This window comes from Klebsiella sp. KTE92, assembly GCF_000398905.1.
Lineage (GTDB): Bacteria > Pseudomonadota > Gammaproteobacteria > Enterobacterales > Enterobacteriaceae > Klebsiella > Klebsiella variicola.
This window is the reverse complement of sequence record NZ_KB976100.1, coordinates 4557515-4577951: the sequence shown is the minus strand read 5'-3', so window position 1 is coordinate 4577951 and position 20437 is coordinate 4557515. Positions and strand designations below refer to the sequence as shown.

The following is a 20437-nucleotide window of genomic DNA, read 5'->3' as shown; positions in this document are numbered from 1 at the left end:
AGTGTACTCCTGAAGAGACCCGAGCACCTTGATCCCGGGCGCAACAAAAGCGGCCGCTTTGCTAAAAAGCGTCCGCTTTTGTTGCCACTGACTGTCACTTTACACGATACGCGCGAAGCCCGCTGCTAAATCCGCCTGCAGATCGTCAACATTTTCGAGACCAATGTGCAAACGGATCAACGTGCCGCTGAAGTCGACTTCCGCATCCGGTCGGATGTGAGCGATTTGCTCCGGCTGATTGGCCAGAATCAGCGATTCAAAGCCGCCCCACGAGTAGGCCATGCTGAACAGGCTGAAGTTGTCGAGATACGCTGCCAGCTCAGCGTCGTTGAGACGCTTGTTGAGCACAAACGAGAACAGCCCGCTGCTGCCGGTAAAATCGCGCTTCCAGAACTCATGGCCTTTACTGCCGGGCAGGGCGGGGTGGTTGACCCGCGCCACCTGCGGATGCTGCGCCAGCCACTCGGCGATGCGCAGGCTGCTTTCATGATGCTGACGCAGGCGCACGCCCAGGGTGCGCAGGCCGCGGCTGGTCATATAGGCGGTATCGGCGTCCAGCATTTGTCCCATCAGATAGGCATTCTCACGCAGCTGCGGCCAGCAGCGCGCGTTCGCCACCGCGGTGCCGACCATGGCGTCGGAATGGCCGATCAGGTATTTGGTGCCTGCCTGAATGGAAATATCAATGCCAAAATCCAGCGCTTTGAACAGGATCCCCGCCGCCCAGGTGTTATCGATCATGATAATCGCTTCCGGCGCGACCTGACGCACGGAGGCGACAATCGCTGGCACATCATGCACTTCCATGGTGATGGAGCCGGGCGATTCCAGGAACACCACGCGAGTCTCCGGCCGAATAAGTTGGGCAATATCGGCGCCAATGAGGGGATCGAACCAGCTGGTGGCGACGCCGAGTTTAGCGAGAATTTTGGTACAAAAATCCTGGCTTGGCTCATAGGCGGTATTGGTCATCAGCACATGGTCGCCCTGTTCGACGAACGCCAGGATGGTGTTGGCCACCGCGGCCGCGCCACAGGGGAAGAGGGCGCAGCCGGCGCCGCCTTCCAGCTCGCACATCGCTTCCTGCAGTGAGAAGTGGGTCAGGGTGCCGCGACGCCCGTAGAACAGCTCGCCGTTAGCCCGGTTGCGGGTGGCGTGTTTTTTGGCCTCTACGGTGTCGAAAACCAGCGATGACGCGCGCTGGATCACGCTGTTCACTGAGCCCTGGGTATATTTTTTGCTCCGTCCGGCGTTGACCAGCGCGGTATCAAGATGTTTATCAGCCATGTTGATGAACCTGTTTTTATACGTCTGGACGTCTAAACTAGCATGAATCTTCTTTTCTGTACCAGCGCGGCGCCGATACAGGCGAAAATTTTACCAGGCCCGCGCTAAGCCGCTTTTTTACTGCGTGAGCGCAAGGAAAATAAACGTGATTTGCTGCACAGTGTAAATACTAATGAGAACCACTATCAATTCGATGTCGTTTTGATATTATTGTGGGCAGGTTTTGTGATTATCGTCGTGGAGATAGAGCGTGGGTAATAATTTGATGCAGGCGGATCTCTCCGTTTGGGGTATGTATCATCATGCCGATATTGTCGTTAAGGTGGTGATGATTGGCCTGATTCTGGCGTCGGTCGTCACCTGGGCCATCTTTTTCGGCAAAGGGGCGGAAATCCTCGCCAGCAAGCGACGCCTCAAACGTGAACAGCAGCAGCTGGCGGAAGCCCGCTCTCTCGATCAGGCCAGCGATATCGCCAGCGCCTTTGAGGCGAAGAGCCTGACCACCCAGCTTATCAATGAAGCGCAGAACGAACTCGAACTCTCTGCCGGTGCCGAAGACAATGAAGGCATCAAGGAACGCACCGGTTTTCGCCTTGAGCGCCGCGTCGCGGCGGTCGGTCGCCATATGGGGCGCGGCAATGGTTATCTGGCCACCATCGGCGCCATTTCGCCGTTCGTGGGTCTGTTCGGGACCGTCTGGGGCATCATGAACAGCTTTATCGGTATCGCCCAGACGCAGACTACCAACCTTGCGGTGGTAGCGCCGGGCATCGCGGAAGCGCTGCTGGCGACGGCCATCGGCCTGTTCGCCGCCATCCCGGCGGTGGTCATCTATAACATCTTTGCCCGCATGATTGGCAGCTACAAGGCCTCGCTCGGCGACGTCGCCGCTCAGGTGCTGCTGCTGCAAAGTCGCGACCTGGACCTCAGCGCCAGCGGTGTGAAGCCGGTGCGTAGCGCGCAGAAATTACGGGTAGGTTGATCGGCTATGGCGATGCGTCTTAATGAAAATCTGGACGATAACGGCGAAATGCATGAGATCAACGTGACGCCGTTTATCGACGTCATGCTGGTTCTGCTGATTATCTTTATGGTGGCTGCGCCGCTGGCGACGGTTGACGTGAAGGTGAATCTGCCGGCCTCCTCCAGCCAGCCGCAACCGCGACCGGAAAAACCCATTTATCTGTCGGTGAAGGCGGATAAGAGCATGTTCCTCGGCAACGACCCGATTACCGAAGCGAATATGATTAACGCCCTGGATAGCCTGACCGCCGGCAAAAAAGATACCACTGTCTTCTTCCGCGCGGATAAAACCGTCGATTACGAGACGATGATGAAAGTGATGGATACCCTGCATCAGGCGGGCTATCTCAAGATCGGGCTGGTGGGCGAAGAGACCGTCAAAGCCAAATAATCCGATTCTGTTCCTGAAAAGGCTGGCCGCGCGCCGGCCTTTTTTATGGCCGTCTGCCGGCGATGTGTTGGCCTGGCGTTGCCATCACGTTATCTGTCTGAGATATAATGTCGCTTCTTTTTGTTAACTAACAGGATTATATGGAACGCTTTCTGGAAAACGCTATGTACACTTCGCGCTGGCTGCTGGCACCGGTTTATTTTGGCCTTTCGCTGGGACTGGTCGCGCTGACCATCAAATTTTTTCAGGAGATCGTCCACGTTCTGCCGCATATCTTCAGCGTCAGCGAGTCGGAATTGATCCTGACGCTGCTGTCGCTGGTGGACATGACCCTGGTGGGTGGCCTGCTGGTGATGGTGATGTTCTCGGGCTATGAGAATTTCGTGTCGCAGCTGGATATCAATGAAGGGAAAGAGAAGCTGAGCTGGCTCGGTAAAATGGACGCCACCTCCCTGAAGAATAAAGTCGCGGCGTCAATTGTGGCGATCTCCTCTATCCACCTGCTGCGGGTGTTTATGGATGCGAAAAACGTGCCGGACAACAAGCTGATGTGGTACGTGATTATCCACCTGACCTTCGTCCTTTCGGCCTTTGTGATGGGCTATCTCGATCGTCTGAACAAAGTGAAACACTGATCTCTTCTCTCCCGGCGGTGTTAGCCGCTGGGCTTTTTTCTCCCCCGTTTCTGCTTCTCTGCGCTGGCGTATGTCCGGGCTTCTGCTTTGCTTAAAGGGCGCTTAACAACGGAGGCAGGGTGATGACGCGATTAACGGCCAAAGATTTCCCGCAGCAGCTGCTCGAGTATTATGACTACTATGCCCACGGCAAAATCAGCAAACGCGAGTTTCTCCAGCTGGCGGGGAAATATACTGTCGGCGGGATGACCGCGCTGGCGCTGTTTAATCTGCTGAAGCCCGACTATGCCCTGGCAGAGCAGGTACCGTTCACCGATCCGGATATCCGTCCGGAGTATATTCATTATCCCTCTCCTGACGGCCACGGCGAAGTGCGGGCTTACCTGGTGACGCCGACGAAAATAGCCGACAAAGCGCCCGCCGTTGTGGTGGTACATGAGAACCGAGGCCTGAATCCCTACATTGAAGACGTAGCCCGGCGGGTCGCGAAAGCGGGATATATCGCGCTGGCGCCGGATGGCCTGAGCGCCGTCGGCGGCTATCCGGGGAATGATGATGAAGGCCGCTTGCTACAGCAGAAAGTCGATCCCGTGAAGCTGATGAATGATTTTTTTGCGGCGGTCGCGTTTATGGCGAAGCATCCACAGGCGACGGGGAAGGTCGGTATCACCGGGTTTTGTTACGGCGGCGGCGTCAGCAACGCGGCGGCGGTGGCGATCCCGGAGCTAGCCTGCGCGGTGCCGTTTTACGGCCGCCAGCCGCCGCTGAAGGAGGTCGATAAAATTAAAGCGCCGCTGCTGCTGCACTATGCCGGCCTCGATAGCGGCATTAATGAAGGCTGGCCCGCCTATGAACAGGCGTTGAAGGAACACCATAAAGTCTACGAGGCCTATCTCTATCAGGGCGTGAATCACGGCTTTCATAATGATTCCACGCCGCGCTACGATCGGGCTGCGGCTGATCTGGCCTGGCAACGCACGCTGGCATGGTTTGAGAAGTATTTACGCTAGCGCAAACGTCATAAATAGCGCTACCGCTCGCTCAAAAAAACGCTATATAATTTATTATATAACGATTGGGAGGGCGCGATGGAAAATCATTTTGGCAAAGGCTTAATGGCGGGGCTACAGGCATCCTATGCTGACACCGCCGCGCATGCGGCGAATTTTTGCGCCGACTATAAACGCGGGTTTGTGCTCGGCTACTCGCACCGCATGTTTGAAAAAACCGGCGACCGTCAGCTCAGCGCGTGGGAGGCGGGGATCCTGACCCGTCGCTATGGCCTTGACAGAGATATGGTGATGGATTTCTTCAAAGAAGGTGGGTCGGGTATGGCGATGCGCTATTTTCTGGCGGGCTATCGGCTGGAAAGCTAAACAGGACGGCTTCGCAGGCGGAGCCGTCCTGTGGTGGGAACCCTTTCCCGTCAGCGGGAAAGGGTGAAGACCTTACGCCTGGCGCTTATCTTCCGTTTGGGTGTCAAAGTCGCGGGCGTCGTGGCGCTCATGTAGCTGCTCATTGAGCGGGCCGTTGGTGCGGTTGACGATGCGTCCGCGCTTGACGGCCGGGCGGTTGCCGACATCCTGCGCCCAGCGCAGCACGTTTTTATAGCTCCCGGCGTCGAGGAACTCCGCCGCGTTATAGACATTGCCCAGCACTACGTTGCCATACCACGGCCAGACAGCCATATCGGCGATGGTGTACTCCTCGCCGGCCACATAGCGACCGCGGGCGAGCTGTTTGTCCAGCACGTCGAGCTGGCGTTTGGCTTCCATCGTAAAGCGGTCGATCGCGTACTCGATCTTCACCGGCGCATAGTTATAGAAGTGGCCGAAGCCGCCGCCGAGGAACGGCGCCGCGCCCTGCAGCCAGAACAGCCAGTTGAGGGTTTCGGTGCGGCCGGCAGGATCTTTTGGCAGGAAGAAGCCAAATTTTTCCGCCAGATAGAGAAGAATGTTGCCGGACTCAAATACCCGGGTCGGCGGCGTGGTGGAGTGGTCGCTGAGGGCCGGGATCTTCGAGTTCGGGTTGATATCGACAAAGCCGCTGGAAAACTGATCCCCTTCGCCAATGCGTATTAGCCAGGCGTCGTACTCCGCGCCGCTGACGCCCAGCGCCAGCAGCTCCTCCAGCATGATGGTCACCTTCTGGCCGTTGGGCGTGCCCAGTGAGTATAGCTGGAGCGGATGGGTCCCGACCGGCAGGACGCGTTCATGGGTCGCGCCGGAAACGGGACGGTTGATATTGGCGAACGCGCCGCCGCTGTTTTGCTTCCATTCCCACACTTTGGGTGGCTGGTAGTTTTGCTCTGACATGCTGGTTTGCCTTTTTCGTGGATGTACAAAAAGTGTAGCAGGTGACCTCAGGCCATAATCCGCGCGGCCCACACGCTGACATCATCGCCGCTGCCCAGATCCGGCTGCACCAGGCCATTGACCATAAAGGTCGGCGAGACGTGAATGCCGTTCTGACGGGCGTATTTACTGTGCCACTTGATCACGTCCTGCAGCTCCGGGCGGGCAAAGGCGGCCCCCAGCAGCACGTGACTGTAACGTTCAATGCGCTCAATGATTTGCTGCGGCGTGGCGTTCATGTTCGGCCCGCTGCAGTGATCGGTAAACTCAAACTCTTCCCGATGGTCGGCCACGGCCTGCATCACCTTATGCGCCTGCTCTCTGCCGTGCGGCAGGGTAGACGCGGCGAGGATGCAGCGGACAATCACCCCGGAGAACAGATGCCACGGCTGCGACTGCAGGCGTATCTTGATGGTGACGTTATCGGCGCCGACCTCATCAAGCAGGTCGTCGAGCTTATTAAACGCGCGGACAGAGTAGGGGCAGGTGGGCTCAAGGAACACCTCAAACGTCCGCGGACCGTGTCCCCAGACCAGCGGTTGGGCATTCAGATGCGAGGGTGTGCTCATTGTCGACTCCTGATGTTGCGTTGTTTTTTTGTTATATCACCGATAACGATATCACTTTTGTTTCCGGCTGCAGGGTTATTTTCCTTAACGGCACGATTAGCGAAACGAATGAGTGGTATCATCGTTACACCTCTGTCTGGTAAGTGCCTGCGGCAGGATAAGAAGAGGGAGTTTTGTTTCGCCAACTGCCCGGGCTGCATTAATTTGAGGTCAGGCTAAATGAGCAAAGGATCGACAAGCAGTGACGCCCCGTTTGGGACATTGTTAGGCTACGCGCCCGGCGGCGTGGCGATTTATTCATCGAATTACAGTAGCTTAAATCCGCAAGACTACCCGGATGACGCGACGTTTCGCAGCTACATCGGCAATGAGTATATGGGGCATAAATGGCAGTGCGTCGAGTTTGCACGCCGCTTTCTGTTCCTGACCTACGGGTTTGTCTTTACCGATGTGGGGATGGCATATGAAATCTTCTCCCTGCGTTTCCTGCGTGAAGTGGTCAATGACAATATTTTGCCGCTGCAGGCCTTCGCCAACGGTTCCCGCCGTCCGCCCATCGCCGGTTCGTTACTGATCTGGCAGAAGGGAGGCGAGTTTAAGCACACCGGCCACGTCGCGGTGATCACCCAGCTTGTCGGCAATAAAGTGCGTATCGCCGAGCAGAACGTCATTCACTCGCCGCTGCCGCAGGGCCAGCAGTGGACCCGCGAGCTGACCCTCGAGGTCAACGCCGGCCGGTACACCATCAAAGATACCTTTACCGATACCGAAATTTTAGGCTGGATGATCCAGACCGCCGATACCGAACACAGCTTGCCGCAGCCGGTGCTGCCGGGCGAGGCGATGGCGATCAAAGGCGCGCGGCTGCCGAACAACGGCCAGTTCCGCGGCAAATGGCTGAACGAGAAAGATCCGCTGCAGAAAGCCTACGTGGCGGCCAACGGCCATTTCATCAACCAGGATCCCTACCAGTATTTCACCATCAGCGAAAGCGCCGAACAGGAGCTGATCAAAGCCACTAACGAGCTGCACCTGATGTATCTGCACGCCACCGATAAGGTGATGAAGGATGATAACCTGCTGGCGCTGTTTGATATCCCGAAAATCCTCTGGCCGCGTCTGCGTCTCTCCTGGCAGCGCCGTCGTCATCATATGATTACCGGGCGCATGGATTTTTGCATGGACGAGCGCGGGCTGAAGGTGTACGAATACAATGCCGACTCCGCCTCCTGCCATACCGAAGGCGGGTTGATCCTTGAGCAGTGGCTGAAGCAGGGCTACTACGGCACCGGCCACAATCCGGCGGAAGGTCTGCTCGATGAGCTGGCGGGGGCGTGGAAACACAGCCGGGCGCGGCCCTTCGTCCACATCATGCAGGACAAGGATCTGGAAGAGAATTACCACGCGAAATTTATCCAGCGTTCGCTGACCCAGGCCGGTTTTGAGAGCAAAATTCTCTTTGGCCTTGATGAGCTGCGCTGGGACGCTGCCGGCCAGCTGATTGACGCTGACGGGCGGCTGGTCAACTGCGTCTGGAAAACCTGGGCATGGGAAACCGCCATTGAGCAGGTGCGCGAAGTCAGCGCCGATGAGTACGCGGCGGTGCCGATTCGTACCGGACATCCGCAGAATGAGGTGCGGCTGATTGACGTCCTGCTGCGTCCTGAAGTATTGGTATTCGAACCCCTGTGGACGGTGATCCCGGGTAACAAAGCGATTCTGCCGGTGCTGTGGTCGCTGTTCCCGCATCATCGCTATCTGCTGGATACCGATTTTGTGGTTAACGACGAGCTGGCGAAAACCGGCTATGCCGTGAAGCCCATTTCCGGACGCTGCGGGAACAATATCGATTTGATCGGTCCTCAGGATGAGGTTCTGGATAAGACCAGCGGCCAGTTTGTCGATCGCAAGAATATCTACCAGCAGCTGTGGTGCCTGCCGAAAGTGGACGGTAAGTACATTCAGGTGTGCACATTTACCGTTGGTGGTAACTACGGCGGTACCTGCCTGCGCGGCGATTCGTCGCTGGTGGTGAAAAAAGAGAGCGATATCGAGCCGTTAATCGTTTTGAAAGACAAAGCATGACGTGCGAAACCCGGGTAGCGGCATACCCCTGTCCGGGTGACAACGTACAGAAAAGGATAGCCCCGGCATGGTCAGCGCCGCCGGGAACACCTGCAACGAAGCGAAGATAATTAACACAACAACAAGACAGAAAAGGAAAATAGTATGCACGATCGGCGTCTCGCCGCCCGCGCGGGTGAACTCAAGCCCTCCGCCGTCCGCGAACTTCTCAAGCACAGTAAACTGCCCGGCGTGATCTCGCTTGGCGGCGGCATTCCGGCCCCGGAATTGTTTGATACCGAAGGCCTGGAGCTGGCGGTGCAGAAGGTGATGAGCGAACGTTTTCATGACGCATTCCAGTACGGTCTGACGGAGGGCTACCCGCCGCTACGTCAGGCGGTGAGTGAAATCTGTCACTCCCGTGGCGTGACCTGTTCTCCCGCTCAGGTCTATATCACCTCCGGCTCGCAGCAATCGCTGGATATCGTTGCTCGTACGCTGCTCGATCCAGGTGACACTATCGTCGTTGAACGTCCCACCTATCTGGCGGCGCTGCAGGTGTTTCAGCTGGCGCAGGCCAATATTCTCAGTGTCGACACCGATGATGACGGGATGCTGGTGGAGCAACTGGCCGACCTGCTGGAGACCACCCGCGTCAAAGCCGTTTATCTGGTGCCGACGTTCGGCAACCCCGGCGGCAAAACGCTGAGCGAGACGCGTCGTCGTCGCCTGGTTGAGCTGGCGAAAAAATATGACTTCGTCATTCTGGAAGACGATCCCTATGGCGAAATTAGCTTCACTGACGCCGTTCGACGCCCGCTCTATCAGCACGCGGTTGAGCTGGGCTGTGAAGATCAGGTGGTCTACACCTCGACCTTTTCGAAGATCCTCGCGCCGGGGATGCGCATCGGCTGGGTCGTGATGCCGGACTGGCTGGCGCAGCAGACGGTGATCGTCAAGCAGGCGGCGGATCTGCATACCAATATGCTGTCGCAGGTGATCACCGCGGAGTACCTTGGCATGAACCGGCTGGAGAACCAGATTGCGTTGATTCGCGAAGACTACCGCAAGAAGTGTGTGGCGCTGGCCGACGCGCTGGAAAGCCGCCTTGGCGAGCACCTGGAATTCAGCCGCCCGCAGGGTGGCATGTTCCTGTGGGCGCGTTTCCGCTATCCGTTCGATACCATGGAATGGATGAAGAAAACGCTGGAAAACGGCGTAGTCTACGTTCCTGGCGAAGCGTTCTATCACGATAAGCCGGATACCCGTACTCTGCGTCTCTCCTACTCCACGGTGTCTGAGGCCGGGTTGCTGACGGCCGTTGAGCGGCTGGCGGCCTCCCTGTAATGACTCTGCTGTGCGCCGCGTAACGACGGCGCACAGCCCTTCGCGGCGAGAGCGGGAGGAACTGACGTTAGCGTCCAGCGCCAGGGTCAATCTGTCTCGGCGATCCGGTCATCCAGCCAGACCAGCATCAGCGCTGCGAGAAAAGCAACCGCAAAGGTGCCAATAAACAACCACATAAATGTCCCTCGCGGGTTAATTATTTTTCTGATTTTACCGGAGAGCGATCGTTTCGGTCGGAGATGGAGATTTTTGTCCCAGCAGAATGGCTGGCGAGAGAGAAAAAGTCATCGGCATCAATATCGAAGTTGAGAATAATTTCCCTGTATTTCCCACCGTTAATCAATGCTTTGGCTTCTTTAATACTACTGGCAATAATGACTGGCATCAGTTTTATCTCATTTTGAAAACTGAGAAGCAAAATAAGAGTTAGTTCGTACCAGATCAACTACTTTTTATAGTATGTCGCAGCAGAAAAAAACGTCATATCGCGGCCCCGCAAGAGCGGGGTGTTTTATGGCGGTCATCTGGCTACCAACAGCAAAATCTCATTCGACGCTGAAGATATACTGCGATTTCGCCCCCCATCAGGATGATTTTCCCTGCTGTTTTTCGCGCAATATCTCGCCACAGCGCTGCCGATCTTCGCCCAGTGTTTGCTGCTCCTGCGCGCTGAGCTGGCGCCAGGTGTCCAGCATCCGCTGCCCCAGCGCCGGCAGGTAATGGGTTTTATGCAATGCATAGTCCGAATTTCCCCCTTCGACGATATTTTGCATATCGTGGAGGAACTGGCGGCTGTCGTCATGATCGATCATGCAAAAGACTGCCCGGTAGTAGGCTTCTTCATCTGCGGTGTAATGCGGGGTGAACCACCAGACCAGCAGCGCGATAAGCGCCAAAAGCGGGATAATAAAAGGTAATTTTTTCAACATCAGTTTTTCGGTCGGAGACAATCAGCCGTCAGTGTACCTGCAATGACGGCCTGATGTAAGCGCCGGCCCCGGCGGGCCGGCACAGGCTAGTAGCCGACCGGGTAGATGCGGCCGGTCTGAACGCCTTCAATGCTGCGACGATAGGCCTGCGCCACGGCGGCGGCGGGGACGCTGGCAAAGCCCGGGAAAAAGTCGCCGTAGGCCGCCAGCGACTCGCTGAGCACGGTGGGGCTGATGAGATTGATGCGGATCCCGCGTGGCAGTTCGCAGGCGGCGGCGCGCACAAAGCCTTCCAGACCGGCGTTGACCGTCGTGGCATTGACGCCCTGAGCAATGGGCTCCTGGGCGACAATACCGCTGACCAGAGTAATCGACCCGCCGTCGCGCAGGAAATGCTGCCCGATCAGCGCCAGGCGAATTTGCCCCAGCAGCTTGTCCTGCAGCCCGAGGTTGAACTGACGGTCGGTCATGGTGCTTAACGGCCCAAAGTGCAGATTGCCGGTGGTGGAGACAATCGCATCTACTTCGCCCGTTTGGGCAAACAGCGCCTCGACGCTCTCCTGCGAGGTGATATCCACCTGATAATCCCCCCGGGTGCGGCCGACGCGGATAACGTCATGTCTCTGGCTCAGCTCTTCGCTGACCGCACGACCGATGGTGCCGCTGGCACCGATAACGATAATTTTCATGGCTGTCTCCTGATGAGGTGAGAGGCTATTCTTTAATAAAACGAATATCGGATAAACTGGCTAAAAGTTAGAACATTACTAACCAGAGGTTAGCAATATGGATAAGCTGCGAGGGATGGAGACGTTTATTGCCGTGGTGGAGTGCGGCAGCTTTACCGGGGCGGCGTCGCGCCTGGGGCTGTCGGCGGTGATGGTCGGGAAATATATCGCCCAGCTGGAAAGCCAGCTGGCGACGCGTCTGCTGGAGCGTAACACCCGACGCCAGAGCCTCACCGACGCCGGGCGGGTCTATTTTGACGAAGCGAAACGGGTGATGGAGCAGGTCTCCATCGCCGAAAGCGCGGTCGAGCGGCTGCGGCTGGCGCCCGCCGGCACCCTGCGGGTGAGCGCCCCCACCTCGTTTGGCGCCAGCGTGATCGCGCCCCTGACCGCCACCTTCCTGCAGGCCTGGCCTGCGGTCCGGGTGGAACTGGATCTGACTAACCGGATGGTCGATCTGGTGGATGAGGGGGTCGATCTGGCGATCCGGATTGGCGAGATCCATCAGGAGGATCTGGTGGCCCGCTATCTGGCGCCGTATCGGATGGTGATCTGCGCCGCGCCGGCTTATCTGGCGCGTTACGGAACGCCAGGGACGCCGGAGGATCTCGCCGATCATCTCTGCCTGTCCCATACGGTCTGGACCGCCCGCAACGAGTGGCGGCTGCCGGGTATGGAGGGGGAAGTGCGCTGGAAACGCGATGCGATTTTACGCTGCAATGATGGCTACGCGCTGCGCCAGGCAGCGATCGCCGGGGCCGGGCTGCTGATGCAGCCGGAGGTGCTACTGGCCGATGCGCTGGCCAGCGGCAGCCTGGTGCGGGTGCTGGAGGCCTGGACCCCGCAGCCGAGACCCGTGCATCTGCTCTGGCGCCAGGATCGTCGGCCCCTGCCGAAGCTGACGCAGTTTATCGCCCATCTTCAGCAGGGAATGGCCGACGCGCTGACAATGACCCGCGCGTCGGAATAATCACTCCTCCCGCAGCGCCTGCTGCCAGTCGGCAATCAGATCGTTGGGATCTTCGATCCCCACCGACAGGCGGATCAGCTGGGGCGTGATGCCATTCGCCAGACGTTTCTCCAGCGGGATCGAGGCATGGGTCATGCTGAAGGGCTGGCTCACCAGACTCTCCACGCCGCCCAGGCTCTCCGCAAGCGTAAACCAGCGCAGCTTGCTGATAATGCGCTCGGCGTAACCTTCATCGCCCTTCACCACCACCGAAATCATGCCGCCGGGCAGCGCCATTTGCTGCCGCGCCAACTGATGATGCGGGTGCGAGGCCAGCCAGGGGAACCAGACTCGCTCCACTTCCGGCTGCTGTTCCAGCCATTCGGCGAGCTGCAGCGCGTTCGCGCTGTGGCGCTCCATCCGCAGCGCCAGGGTACGGATACCACGTAGCGTCAGGAAGCTGCTGAACGGGTCAAGTACCCCGCCTACCGCATTCTGCAGATAGCCAAGCTTTTCCGCGAGCTCGGAGTTATCGCCAACCACCGCCAGGCCGGCGACGACATCGGAATGGCCGTTGAGGTATTTGGTCGCGGAGTGCACCACAATATCAAATCCATGCTCCAGCGGGCGATGGATCGCCGGCGAGGCGAAGGTGTTATCGGCGACGCTGATCAGGTTATGGCGTCGCGCGATGGCGGCGATGGCGCTGAGATCCGCCAGCTTCAGCAGCGGGTTGGTGGGCGTTTCCACCCAGATCATGCGCGTATCGGGGCGGATCGCCGCTTCAATCCCCTTCAGGTCGTCGGGTTTCACCCAGCTCACCTGCAGACCAGCGCTACGGCGGCGCACGTTTTCCAGCAGGCGGTAAGTGCCGCCATACACATCATCGACCGCCACCAGGTGACTGTCCTTATCCAGCAGCTCCAGCACGGTGGAGATGGCGGCCAGCCCGGAGGCGAACGCGTAGCCGCGCGTGCCGTTTTCCAGGTCGGCGATCGCCGTCTCCAGCGCGTGGCGGGTAGGGTTCCCGCTGCGGGAATATTCATAGCCGGTATGCTGCCCCGGCGCCGGCTGAGCAAAAGTGGAGGTGGCGTAAATCGGCGGCATCACTGCGCCGTGGCTGTCGGTGAAGGTTCCGCTATGTACGCTCAGGGTGTGGATAGATGACATAAAAAAATTCCTTATTGTGCGACTCGGTTACGCCAGGCGGTTAGTACATCGCTGCGGGTGACCAGGCCAAGAAAACGCGCGTTGTCAGCGATCACCGCCACCAGACCGCGATCGAGAATAGCCTGCAGTTCGCTCTCTGGCGCACGCTTATCGAGAGTTTCAACATGGCGGCTCATCGCTTCGCTGACCGGCAGGGAAAAGCGTTGGCGATCGCCCTGTACGTGGCGGATCAAATCCCACTCATCGACAATGCCGACCACGTGGCCATCCTCCAGCACCGGCAGCTGGGAGATGTCATACAGCCGCATGCGGGTAAAGACTGCGGCCAGGGTGTCGTCCGGCGCGGCCGTGACGGTGGCGCCTTCGTCATGGCGCAGGGCGATAAAATCACTGAGATCGCCCTGTTCGGGCCGGGCGATCAGTCCTTGCTGGCGCATCCAGTCATCGTTGAACATTTTGGACAGGTATTTATTGCCGCTATCACAAGCGAAGGTCACCACCCGTTTCGGACGGCTTTGTGCCCGGCAGTAGCGCAGGGCGGCGCTGAGCAAGGTGCCGGTGGAAGAGCCGGCCAGCACGCCCTCGACCTGCAGCAGCTGGCGCGCAGTCTGGAACGCTTCGCGGTCGCTGACGCGATACGCGGTATGTACCCCCTCCAGCCTGGCCAGCGGCGGGATAAAATCTTCGCCGATCCCTTCGACCAGCCAGGATCCCGTTTCGCCGTAGCGTCCGGTATCGACCTGATCGGCAAGGATCGAACCCGCCGGATCGGCGAGAATAAATTCCGTTTTCGGCGAGTGTTCAGCAAACCAGGCCTGAAGCCCGCCCAGCGTACCGCCGGAGCCGACGCCGACGACGACGGCGTCGATATCGCCCTCCAGCTGCTGATAAAGCTCCGGCGCAGTGGAGGTGGCATGGGCCAGCGGATTGGCGTCGTTATTAAACTGGTCGATATAAAAGGCGCCCGGCGTTTCATCGGCAAGGCGGCGGGCATAATCCTGATAATAGGCCGGATGGCCTTTATTGACGTCGGAACGGGTGAGCAGCACCGTCGCGCCCAGCGCCCGCAGGTGAAAGATTTTCTCGCGGCTCATTTTGTCCGGCACCACCAGGATCAGCCGGTAATTTTTCTGCGCCGCGATCAGGGCCAGGCCGAGGCCGGTGTTGCCGGCGGTGGCTTCGATTATCGTTCCTCCGGGCGCCAGTTTTCCCTGGCGCTCGGCTTCATTAATCATCGACAGCGCAACGCGATCTTTAATTGACCCGCCGGGATTCTGATTTTCCAGTTTTAAAAACAGACTGCAGGGGCCGGTATCCAGTTTGTGCAACTGGAGCAGGGGAGTATGACCGATCAGGTCGCTCACGGAATGAAACAGTGACATAACCATTTACCCACTCGTTTTAAGATATTTTTGCATGGTAGAGCTGTGAAAACGGTAATTTAAAGAACATTTCTCTGCCTGTTAGCGTCAAATGGAATATAAGATGCTATTTGGCCATCTGGAGGGAAAGCAGGGTAGCCACCTGGGCGGATCGATTTCCAGAAAAGAGCGTTTTTAGCCGCTTTTTGCGACAAAATGGCGATTTTAATCAGCGTGTTATCTGATATCTGAAAATGTATTTTCGAAAAGATTCTATGGGGAATAGGCCTTAATGGCACAGAGGATACGGCGTGGTAGAAACCCACAGATATAGGGCGCAGAAAAGCAAAAACCCAGCCATAGGCTGGGTTCTCTGAATAAGTGGTGCCCGGACTCGGACTAACGCCGCAGGCGTTGAACAGCGCGCGTGTCGCGCTGGCCCCGAAGGGGTGAGCCGCTGTGCGGCGAATAATCGAATGGAGTTCGATGGAGAGTCCGGTCGTAGAAAAGCAAAAACCCGCCTTTTGGGCGGGTTCTTTAAATAGTGGTGCCCGGACTCGGAATAACGCCGCAGGCGTTGAACAGCGCGCGTGTCGCGCTGGCCCCGAAGGGGTGAGCCGCTGTGCGGCGAATAATCGAATGGAGTTCGATGGAGAGTCCGGTCGTAGAAAAGCAAAAACCCGCCTTTTGGGCGGGTTCTTTAAATAGTGGTGCCCGGACTCGGAATCGAACCAAGGACACGGGGATTTTCAATCCCCTGCTCTACCGACTGAGCTATCCGGGCAACGGGGCGCATTAAACCGTAATCGCCGCGCCTCGTCAACGAAATTTATCTGTTTTGCAGCAGACTGAACAATCTATCACCACATTGCGCTAAAAGCACGCGTCTTCAGGCAAAAAACAGCGTCCAGGCCGCTGAAATTGGCATCGCCAGCACCAGCGCAGGCAGCATATTCACCACCGCAAACATTTTTATCCCGCAGATGCGCAGCCCGGTGGCCACCAGCAGCATACCGCCGACGGCGCTGAAATCCGCCAGCATCATCGGGGTAGTAAGCGGCATAATGATCGCCGCGCAGGCCGCAAGAGTCAGCTGGATGAGCAGCATCGGCACGCTGATGGCGGCGACGGCAATGCCCAGGGTGCAGGCGAAAATGGTGGCAGTGAAAAAGTCGAGAAACGCTTTAGCAATCAGAATGCTGGCGTCGCCAGTCATCCCTTCGCGCATGGCGCCGAAGACGCCGGTGCCGCTGGCGCAGAACAGGACGATAATCGCCACATAGCTCTGAATATAAGACTCATGAGCCGAAGCCTTTTTCTTGCCTTTCGCTGACATCAACTGCTGGAGTTTACTGACCAGCGTATTGATGCCTTTTTCCATATTGCATATTTCGCCGAGCAGCGTCCCCACCAGGGTCGACAGCACCATCACTGGCAGATTGGCGCACTTAATGACCAGTAAAATGCCGATGCCTAATGACGCCAGGCCAAAAATTGAGGTCATTGATGTGCGGATCCGTTCCGGCAACCGTTGACTGAGCAAGGCGCCCAGCACACCGCCGACCAGCACCGCGCTGGCGTTAATAAAAGGTCCTGTAACCACGCTGACTCCTGTTAAATATCCCTGATAACCGCATTATTATGACGTTAACCCGCCGTGAAAGCTTGTGTATCCGTGATATAAGTGCATACGGTTTTCATCTTGCGCCTGTTCGGGAAAGGTGCCATGATTGCGCGAATTTTCTCCTCCCTGATATGAGGCCGCCGATGACGACACTGCCATTATCTCGCCAGCGACGTCGCGCACAGATGCGCGGGCTGCCTCATCTTGCTACGCTTACTCCTCTGTTCACCATGCGGTGAAGGACACGTATGCTCACTGTAGGGCAACAGTAAGATCGGACGCGTCTGCTTTTACTGATGTCCGGCGGTCGGAGCTGAAATCCGTCAGACCCGGACACATCGTTGGGCAAGGTTTCCTTGTCTGAGATTTTTACACTCCCGATACGGGCATTTGCGCTTATGAAATCCATGCACATTGCCGCCAGCTGCGAGCTGGTCACCCGCTTGTCCACCCACCGTCGCGTTGTGGCGCTGGACAGTACCGATTTTACCGATGTGGCGGCAGTCGTCATCACCGCGGCGGACAGTCGCAGCGGCATCCTTGCTCTCCTCAGACGCAGCGGATTTAATCTGCCGGTCTACCTGCTGAGTGAGACGGCGGTCGAGAGGCCAGAGGGGGTGCAGGCGGTGATCGCCGGTAAAGATCAGGAGTGGCTGGAGCTGGAGGCGGCGGCCTGTGATTATGAAGCGCGTCTGCTGCCGCCGTTTTTCAATACGCTGACCCAGTACGTCGAGATGGATAACAGCACTTTTGCCTGTCCGGGGCATCAGCACGGGGCGTTTTTCAAAAAGCACCCTGCAGGCCGTCAGTTCTATGACTTTTTTGGCGAAAATGTCTTTCGCGCCGACATGTGCAACGCCGACGTGAAATTAGGCGATCTGTTGATCCACGAAGGGTCGGCCAAGCACGCGCAGAAGTTCGCTGCGAAAGTGTTCAATGCGGATAAAACCTACTTCGTCCTCAACGGCACCTCGGCGGCCAACAAAGTCGTGACCAATGCGCTGTTGACCCGCGGCGATCTGGTGCTGTTCGATCGTAACAACCACAAGTCAAACCATCACGGGGCGCTGATTCAGGCGGGGGCGACGCCGGTCTATCTTGAAGCCGCGCGCAATCCGTTCGGTTTTATCGGCGGCATTGACGAGCGCTGCTTTGATGAGCATTACCTGCGGGATCTCATCCGCGAAGCGGCGCCTGAGAAAGCCAATGCCTCCCGCCCGTTTCGTCTGGCGGTGATCCAGCTGGGGACCTACGACGGCACGGTCTATAACGCCCGCCAGGTGGTGGATAAAATAGGCCACCTCTGCGATTACATCCTGTTCGACTCGGCGTGGGTGGGCTATGAGCAGTTTATCCCGATGATGGCCGACTGCTCGCCGCTGCTGCTGGAGCTGACCCCGGACGATCCGGGTATTTTTGTCACCCAGTCCGTGCACAAGCAGCAGGCCGGCTTCTCACAGACGTCGCAGATCCATAAAAAGGATAACCATCTGCGCGGCCAGGCGCGTTTCTGTCCGCACAAGCGGCTGAATAACGCCTTTATGTTGCATGCCTCCACCAGCCCGTTCTATCCGCTGTTTGCCGCGCTGGACGTCAACGCCAAAATTCATGAAGGTGAGAGCGGCCGCCGCCTGTGGGCCGAGTGCGTGGCGTTGGGCATCGAGGCGCGGAAAGCGATCATCGCTAACTGCAAGATGATCCAGCCCTTTATTCCGCCGGTGGTGGCGGGGCGCCCATGGCAGGATCACCCGACCGAGGCGATCGCCCGGGAGCGTCGCTTCTTCAGTTTCGAACCCGACGCGCGCTGGCATGGTTTTGAGGGCTATGCGGACGACCAATATTTTGTCGACCCGTGCAAGCTGTTGCTGACCACCCCGGGCATTGACGCTGAGAGCGGGGAGTACAGTGAGTTCGGCATCCCGGCAACCATTCTGGCGCATTATCTGCGTGAAAACGGCATCGTGCCGGAGAAGTGCGATCTCAACTCGATTCTGTTCCTGCTGACGCCGGCGGAGAGCGCCGAAAAAATGGCGCAGCTGGTGGCGATGCTGGGGCAGTTCGAACAGCATATTGAGTCTGATACGCCGCTGGCCGACGTGCTGCCGACCATCTACAACAAATATCCGGTGCGCTATCGCGATTACACCCTCCGCGAGCTGTGCCAGGAGATGCACGATCTGTACGTCAGCTTTGATGTGAAGAGCCTGCAAAAGGAGATGTTCCGTAAACGGAGCTTCCCGCGCGTGGTGATGAATCCGCAGGATGCTAACCGCGAATTTATCCGCGGCAACGTGGAGCTGGTGCGTCTGAGTGAAGCGGAAGGCCGCGTCGCGGCTGAAGGGGCGCTGCCCTATCCGCCGGGGGTATTATGCGTGGTGCCCGGCGAGATCTGGGGCGGGGCAGTACTGCGCTATTTCCTCGCGCTGGAGGAGGGGGTCAATATGCTGCCGGGCTTCTCACCGGAGCTGCAGGGGGTTTACAGCGAGACGGATCCGGACGGCATTAAGCGGCTGTATGGCTACGTGCTGAAGGGATAAAAAAACGCCCCGCCGAACAGGCGGGGCGTTTTACTTTTGCCGATCACACGCTCTGCTGGGCGGCGGTCGGTTGTCTGACGTGTTTGTATTTGAACAGCGCCACGAAGGCAAAGGCCAGCACCAGCGAATAGCCGGCGAAAATCAGCCACACGCTCTGCCAGTCAGTGATCCCCTCGACGGTAAAGTGCTCAACCACTTTGCCGCTCACCATCCCGCCAAGAATACAGCCGAAGCCGTTGGTCATCATCAGGAACATCCCCTGGGCGCTGGCGCGGATTTCCGGACGAACCTCTTTCTCAACGAACACCGAACCGGAGATGTTGAAGAAGTCGAAGGCGCAGCCGTAGACGATCATCGACAGCACCAGCAGTACAGTGCCGAACGGTGTCGGGTCGCCAAAGGCGAACAGGCCGAAGCGCAGCATCCACGCCACGATACTAATTAGCATCACGTTCTTAATGCCGTAGCGGCTAAGGAAGAACGGGATGGTCAGGATAAACAGCGTTTCGGAGATCTGCGAAATCGACATCAGCACTGACGCGTGCTCGACGATAAAGCTGCCGGCAAACAGCGGATCTTTATCGAAGCTGTGCAGGAAGGTGTTGCCGAACATATTAGTGATTTGCAGTTCGGCACCGAGCATCATCGAGAAGATAAAGAAGATAGCCATGCGCTTGTTTTTAAACAGCGCAAAGGCGTTAAGCCCCAGCATCTCCGTCCAGCTTTGATTGCGCTGGGCGTTGGCGACCGGAATATGCGGCAGCGTCAGGGTGAACAGCGCCAGAAAGACCGACAGCGTCGCGCCAATGTACAACTGCATATGGCTCAGTTCGAAGCCTGAGAAGCTAACGCCCCACATGGCGAGGATAAAGCCAATGGTGCCCCAGATACGAATTGGCGGGAAATCAGTCACGATATCCAGCCCCGCCGACTGCAGGCGATAGTAAGAGATGGTGTTAATCAGCCCCAGCGTCGGCATATAGGCCAGCGAGTTGAGGAGGATCACAAGGAACATCTCGCCCGGCGTGGTGACCTGCGCCGCCAGATACAGCGTTAACGCGCCGACCAGGTGGCAGATGGCGTATACCCATTTGGCGCTGATCCATTTATCGGCGACGATGCCGAGCAGCGTTGGCATCAGGACGGCGGCGATGCCGAGCGAGCTATACACTGCGCCGATTGCCGCGCCGTCAAACTTCAGCGTGACAAACATGTACGAGCCGAGCGTGGTCAGCCAGCTCCCCCAAAGGCAGAACTGCAGGAACGACAGTATTTTTAGCTGCAGCTTAAGATTCATGTATTTATCCTCACGAATGTGGGCTTGTTATGTTTATTAAATAACATAACCACCGTTATTTTGATGCGATTCTATCATTCAGGGGTGAGAAGCTTCTGTTAACTGCCGCAGAAAATCGAAAAGATATTACGAAGTATGTCCTATAAAAAAGAGAGGCCCAGTGCGATGTCCG

20 protein-coding genes and 1 tRNA gene are annotated in these 20437 nt (G+C 57.6%); 10 read left to right on the top strand and 11 right to left on the bottom strand.

Going from position 1 to position 20437, the window contains the following annotated elements:
* Positions 1-99: 99 nt before the first annotated feature.
* Positions 100-1287 carry a cystathionine beta-lyase gene (metC, locus tag A1WC_RS04150; protein ID WP_016161838.1) on the bottom strand — a complete coding sequence of 396 codons (1188 nt, stop codon included), beginning with the start codon at positions 1285-1287 and terminating at the stop codon, positions 100-102.
* Positions 1288-1537: 250 nt separating this feature from the next.
* Here metC and exbB point away from each other — a divergent pair, with 250 nt between their 5' ends.
* The 5 genes from exbB (at position 1538) to A1WC_RS04175 (ending at position 4712) form a co-directional block, all read left to right on the top strand.
* Positions 1538-2269, top strand: a complete 732-nt coding sequence (gene exbB / locus A1WC_RS04155; RefSeq protein WP_004174395.1) for a tol-pal system-associated acyl-CoA thioesterase — start codon at positions 1538-1540, stop codon at positions 2267-2269.
* 6 nt (positions 2270-2275) lie between these two features.
* Positions 2276-2701 carry a TonB system transport protein ExbD gene (gene exbD, locus A1WC_RS04160; RefSeq protein WP_012967219.1) on the top strand — a complete coding sequence of 142 codons (426 nt, stop codon included), beginning with the start codon at positions 2276-2278 and terminating at the stop codon, positions 2699-2701.
* A gap of 140 nt (positions 2702-2841) precedes the next feature.
* Positions 2842-3336 carry a TIGR00645 family protein gene (locus tag A1WC_RS04165; protein WP_008806498.1) on the top strand — a complete coding sequence of 165 codons (495 nt, stop codon included), beginning with the start codon at positions 2842-2844 and terminating at the stop codon, positions 3334-3336.
* A 122-nt stretch (positions 3337-3458) separates the two neighbouring features.
* Complete coding sequence (yghX, locus tag A1WC_RS04170; RefSeq protein ID WP_012967220.1) at positions 3459-4346, top strand: YghX family hydrolase; 888 nt, start codon at positions 3459-3461, stop codon at positions 4344-4346.
* Between the two features lie 78 nt (positions 4347-4424).
* On the top strand, positions 4425-4712 hold the full coding sequence (locus A1WC_RS04175) for a DUF2623 domain-containing protein (protein WP_002916743.1): 288 nt from the start codon (positions 4425-4427) through the stop codon (positions 4710-4712).
* Positions 4713-4784: 72 nt separating this feature from the next.
* On the opposite strand, the gene yghU is transcribed toward A1WC_RS04175, so the two are convergent.
* Together yghU and A1WC_RS04185 are read right to left on the bottom strand one after the other, a co-directional pair.
* Entirely contained in the window at positions 4785-5651 is an 867-nt protein-coding gene (gene yghU, locus A1WC_RS04180) for a glutathione-dependent disulfide-bond oxidoreductase (protein ID WP_008806496.1), read from the bottom strand.
* A gap of 47 nt (positions 5652-5698) precedes the next feature.
* On the bottom strand, positions 5699-6259 hold the full coding sequence (locus tag A1WC_RS04185) for a DsbA family protein (protein WP_004150918.1): 561 nt from the start codon (positions 6257-6259) through the stop codon (positions 5699-5701).
* 20 nt (positions 6260-6279) lie between these two features.
* On the opposite strand from A1WC_RS04185, the gene A1WC_RS28085 reads away from it, so the two are divergent.
* The 3 genes from A1WC_RS28085 to A1WC_RS04195 all read left to right on the top strand — a co-directional run bounded on the left by A1WC_RS28085 (position 6280) and on the right by A1WC_RS04195 (position 9670).
* Complete coding sequence (locus A1WC_RS28085) at positions 6280-6402, top strand: hypothetical protein (protein ID WP_004217169.1); 123 nt, start codon at positions 6280-6282, stop codon at positions 6400-6402.
* 76 nt (positions 6403-6478) lie between these two features.
* Positions 6479-8344 carry a bifunctional glutathionylspermidine amidase/synthase gene (gene gss / locus A1WC_RS04190; protein ID WP_008806494.1) on the top strand — a complete coding sequence of 622 codons (1866 nt, stop codon included), beginning with the start codon at positions 6479-6481 and terminating at the stop codon, positions 8342-8344.
* A gap of 144 nt (positions 8345-8488) precedes the next feature.
* Entirely contained in the window at positions 8489-9670 is a 1182-nt protein-coding gene (locus A1WC_RS04195; RefSeq protein ID WP_008806493.1) for a PLP-dependent aminotransferase family protein, read from the top strand.
* Between the two features lie 196 nt (positions 9671-9866).
* On the opposite strand, the gene A1WC_RS04200 is transcribed toward A1WC_RS04195, so the two are convergent.
* From A1WC_RS04200 to A1WC_RS04210, 3 genes are all read right to left on the bottom strand, one after another.
* Positions 9867-10055, bottom strand: coding sequence for a hypothetical protein (locus tag A1WC_RS04200; RefSeq protein WP_016161836.1), 189 nt, complete (start codon positions 10053-10055; stop codon positions 9867-9869).
* Positions 10056-10254: 199 nt separating this feature from the next.
* The gene (locus A1WC_RS04205) at positions 10255-10599 is read right to left on the bottom strand and encodes a hypothetical protein (RefSeq protein WP_012540552.1); all 345 of its coding nucleotides are present in this window, start codon (positions 10597-10599) and stop codon (positions 10255-10257) included.
* 86 nt (positions 10600-10685) lie between these two features.
* Complete coding sequence (locus tag A1WC_RS04210) at positions 10686-11288, bottom strand: short chain dehydrogenase (RefSeq protein ID WP_008806490.1); 603 nt, start codon at positions 11286-11288, stop codon at positions 10686-10688.
* Positions 11289-11385: 97 nt separating this feature from the next.
* On the opposite strand from A1WC_RS04210, the gene A1WC_RS04215 reads away from it, so the two are divergent.
* The gene (locus tag A1WC_RS04215) at positions 11386-12297 is read left to right on the top strand and encodes a LysR family transcriptional regulator (RefSeq protein WP_008806489.1); all 912 of its coding nucleotides are present in this window, start codon (positions 11386-11388) and stop codon (positions 12295-12297) included.
* On the opposite strand, the gene A1WC_RS04220 is transcribed toward A1WC_RS04215, so the two are convergent.
* The 4 genes from A1WC_RS04220 to A1WC_RS04235 all read right to left on the bottom strand — a co-directional run bounded on the left by A1WC_RS04220 (position 12298) and on the right by A1WC_RS04235 (position 16410).
* Positions 12298-13446, bottom strand: coding sequence for a trans-sulfuration enzyme family protein (locus A1WC_RS04220; RefSeq protein WP_008806488.1), 1149 nt, complete (start codon positions 13444-13446; stop codon positions 12298-12300).
* Between the two features lie 11 nt (positions 13447-13457).
* Positions 13458-14834 carry a pyridoxal-phosphate dependent enzyme gene (locus A1WC_RS04225; protein WP_016161835.1) on the bottom strand — a complete coding sequence of 459 codons (1377 nt, stop codon included), beginning with the start codon at positions 14832-14834 and terminating at the stop codon, positions 13458-13460.
* A 681-nt stretch (positions 14835-15515) separates the two neighbouring features.
* A tRNA-Phe gene (locus tag A1WC_RS04230) sits at positions 15516-15591 on the bottom strand.
* A gap of 105 nt (positions 15592-15696) precedes the next feature.
* On the bottom strand, positions 15697-16410 hold the full coding sequence (locus A1WC_RS04235) for a DUF554 domain-containing protein (RefSeq protein ID WP_008806478.1): 714 nt from the start codon (positions 16408-16410) through the stop codon (positions 15697-15699).
* Between the two features lie 419 nt (positions 16411-16829).
* On the opposite strand from A1WC_RS04235, the gene A1WC_RS04240 reads away from it, so the two are divergent.
* Entirely contained in the window at positions 16830-18968 is a 2139-nt protein-coding gene (locus tag A1WC_RS04240; protein ID WP_008806477.1) for an ornithine decarboxylase, read from the top strand.
* A 43-nt stretch (positions 18969-19011) separates the two neighbouring features.
* On the opposite strand, the gene A1WC_RS04245 is transcribed toward A1WC_RS04240, so the two are convergent.
* Entirely contained in the window at positions 19012-20265 is a 1254-nt protein-coding gene (locus tag A1WC_RS04245; RefSeq protein WP_016161834.1) for a nucleoside permease, read from the bottom strand.
* Between the last annotated feature and the right edge of the window lie 172 nt (positions 20266-20437).

What these genes read in the sequence shown, in the direction of transcription:
- A1WC_RS04205 (WP_012540552.1), bottom strand. Translation starts at nt 10,599, where the DNA reads ATGTTGAAAAAATTACCTTTTATTATCCCGCTTTTGGCGCTTATCGCG.
- yghX (WP_012967220.1), top strand. Translation starts at nt 3,459, where the DNA reads ATGACGCGATTAACGGCCAAAGATTTCCCGCAGCAGCTGCTCGAGTAT.
- A1WC_RS04240 (WP_008806477.1), top strand. Translation starts at nt 16,830, where the DNA reads ATGAAATCCATGCACATTGCCGCCAGCTGCGAGCTGGTCACCCGCTTG.
- A1WC_RS04210 (WP_008806490.1), bottom strand. Translation starts at nt 11,288, where the DNA reads ATGAAAATTATCGTTATCGGTGCCAGCGGCACCATCGGTCGTGCGGTC.
- A1WC_RS04215 (WP_008806489.1), top strand. Translation starts at nt 11,386, where the DNA reads ATGGATAAGCTGCGAGGGATGGAGACGTTTATTGCCGTGGTGGAGTGC.
- metC (WP_016161838.1), bottom strand. Translation starts at nt 1,287, where the DNA reads ATGGCTGATAAACATCTTGATACCGCGCTGGTCAACGCCGGACGGAGC.
- A1WC_RS04175 (WP_002916743.1), top strand. Translation starts at nt 4,425, where the DNA reads ATGGAAAATCATTTTGGCAAAGGCTTAATGGCGGGGCTACAGGCATCC.
- A1WC_RS04245 (WP_016161834.1), bottom strand. Translation starts at nt 20,265, where the DNA reads ATGAATCTTAAGCTGCAGCTAAAAATACTGTCGTTCCTGCAGTTCTGC.
- A1WC_RS04225 (WP_016161835.1), bottom strand. Translation starts at nt 14,834, where the DNA reads ATGGTTATGTCACTGTTTCATTCCGTGAGCGACCTGATCGGTCATACT.
- A1WC_RS04200 (WP_016161836.1), bottom strand. Translation starts at nt 10,055, where the DNA reads ATGCCAGTCATTATTGCCAGTAGTATTAAAGAAGCCAAAGCATTGATT.
- A1WC_RS04195 (WP_008806493.1), top strand. Translation starts at nt 8,489, where the DNA reads ATGCACGATCGGCGTCTCGCCGCCCGCGCGGGTGAACTCAAGCCCTCC.
- A1WC_RS04185 (WP_004150918.1), bottom strand. Translation starts at nt 6,259, where the DNA reads ATGAGCACACCCTCGCATCTGAATGCCCAACCGCTGGTCTGGGGACAC.
- exbD (WP_012967219.1), top strand. Translation starts at nt 2,276, where the DNA reads ATGGCGATGCGTCTTAATGAAAATCTGGACGATAACGGCGAAATGCAT.
- A1WC_RS04165 (WP_008806498.1), top strand. Translation starts at nt 2,842, where the DNA reads ATGGAACGCTTTCTGGAAAACGCTATGTACACTTCGCGCTGGCTGCTG.
- A1WC_RS04220 (WP_008806488.1), bottom strand. Translation starts at nt 13,446, where the DNA reads ATGTCATCTATCCACACCCTGAGCGTACATAGCGGAACCTTCACCGAC.
- yghU (WP_008806496.1), bottom strand. Translation starts at nt 5,651, where the DNA reads ATGTCAGAGCAAAACTACCAGCCACCCAAAGTGTGGGAATGGAAGCAA.
- gss (WP_008806494.1), top strand. Translation starts at nt 6,479, where the DNA reads ATGAGCAAAGGATCGACAAGCAGTGACGCCCCGTTTGGGACATTGTTA.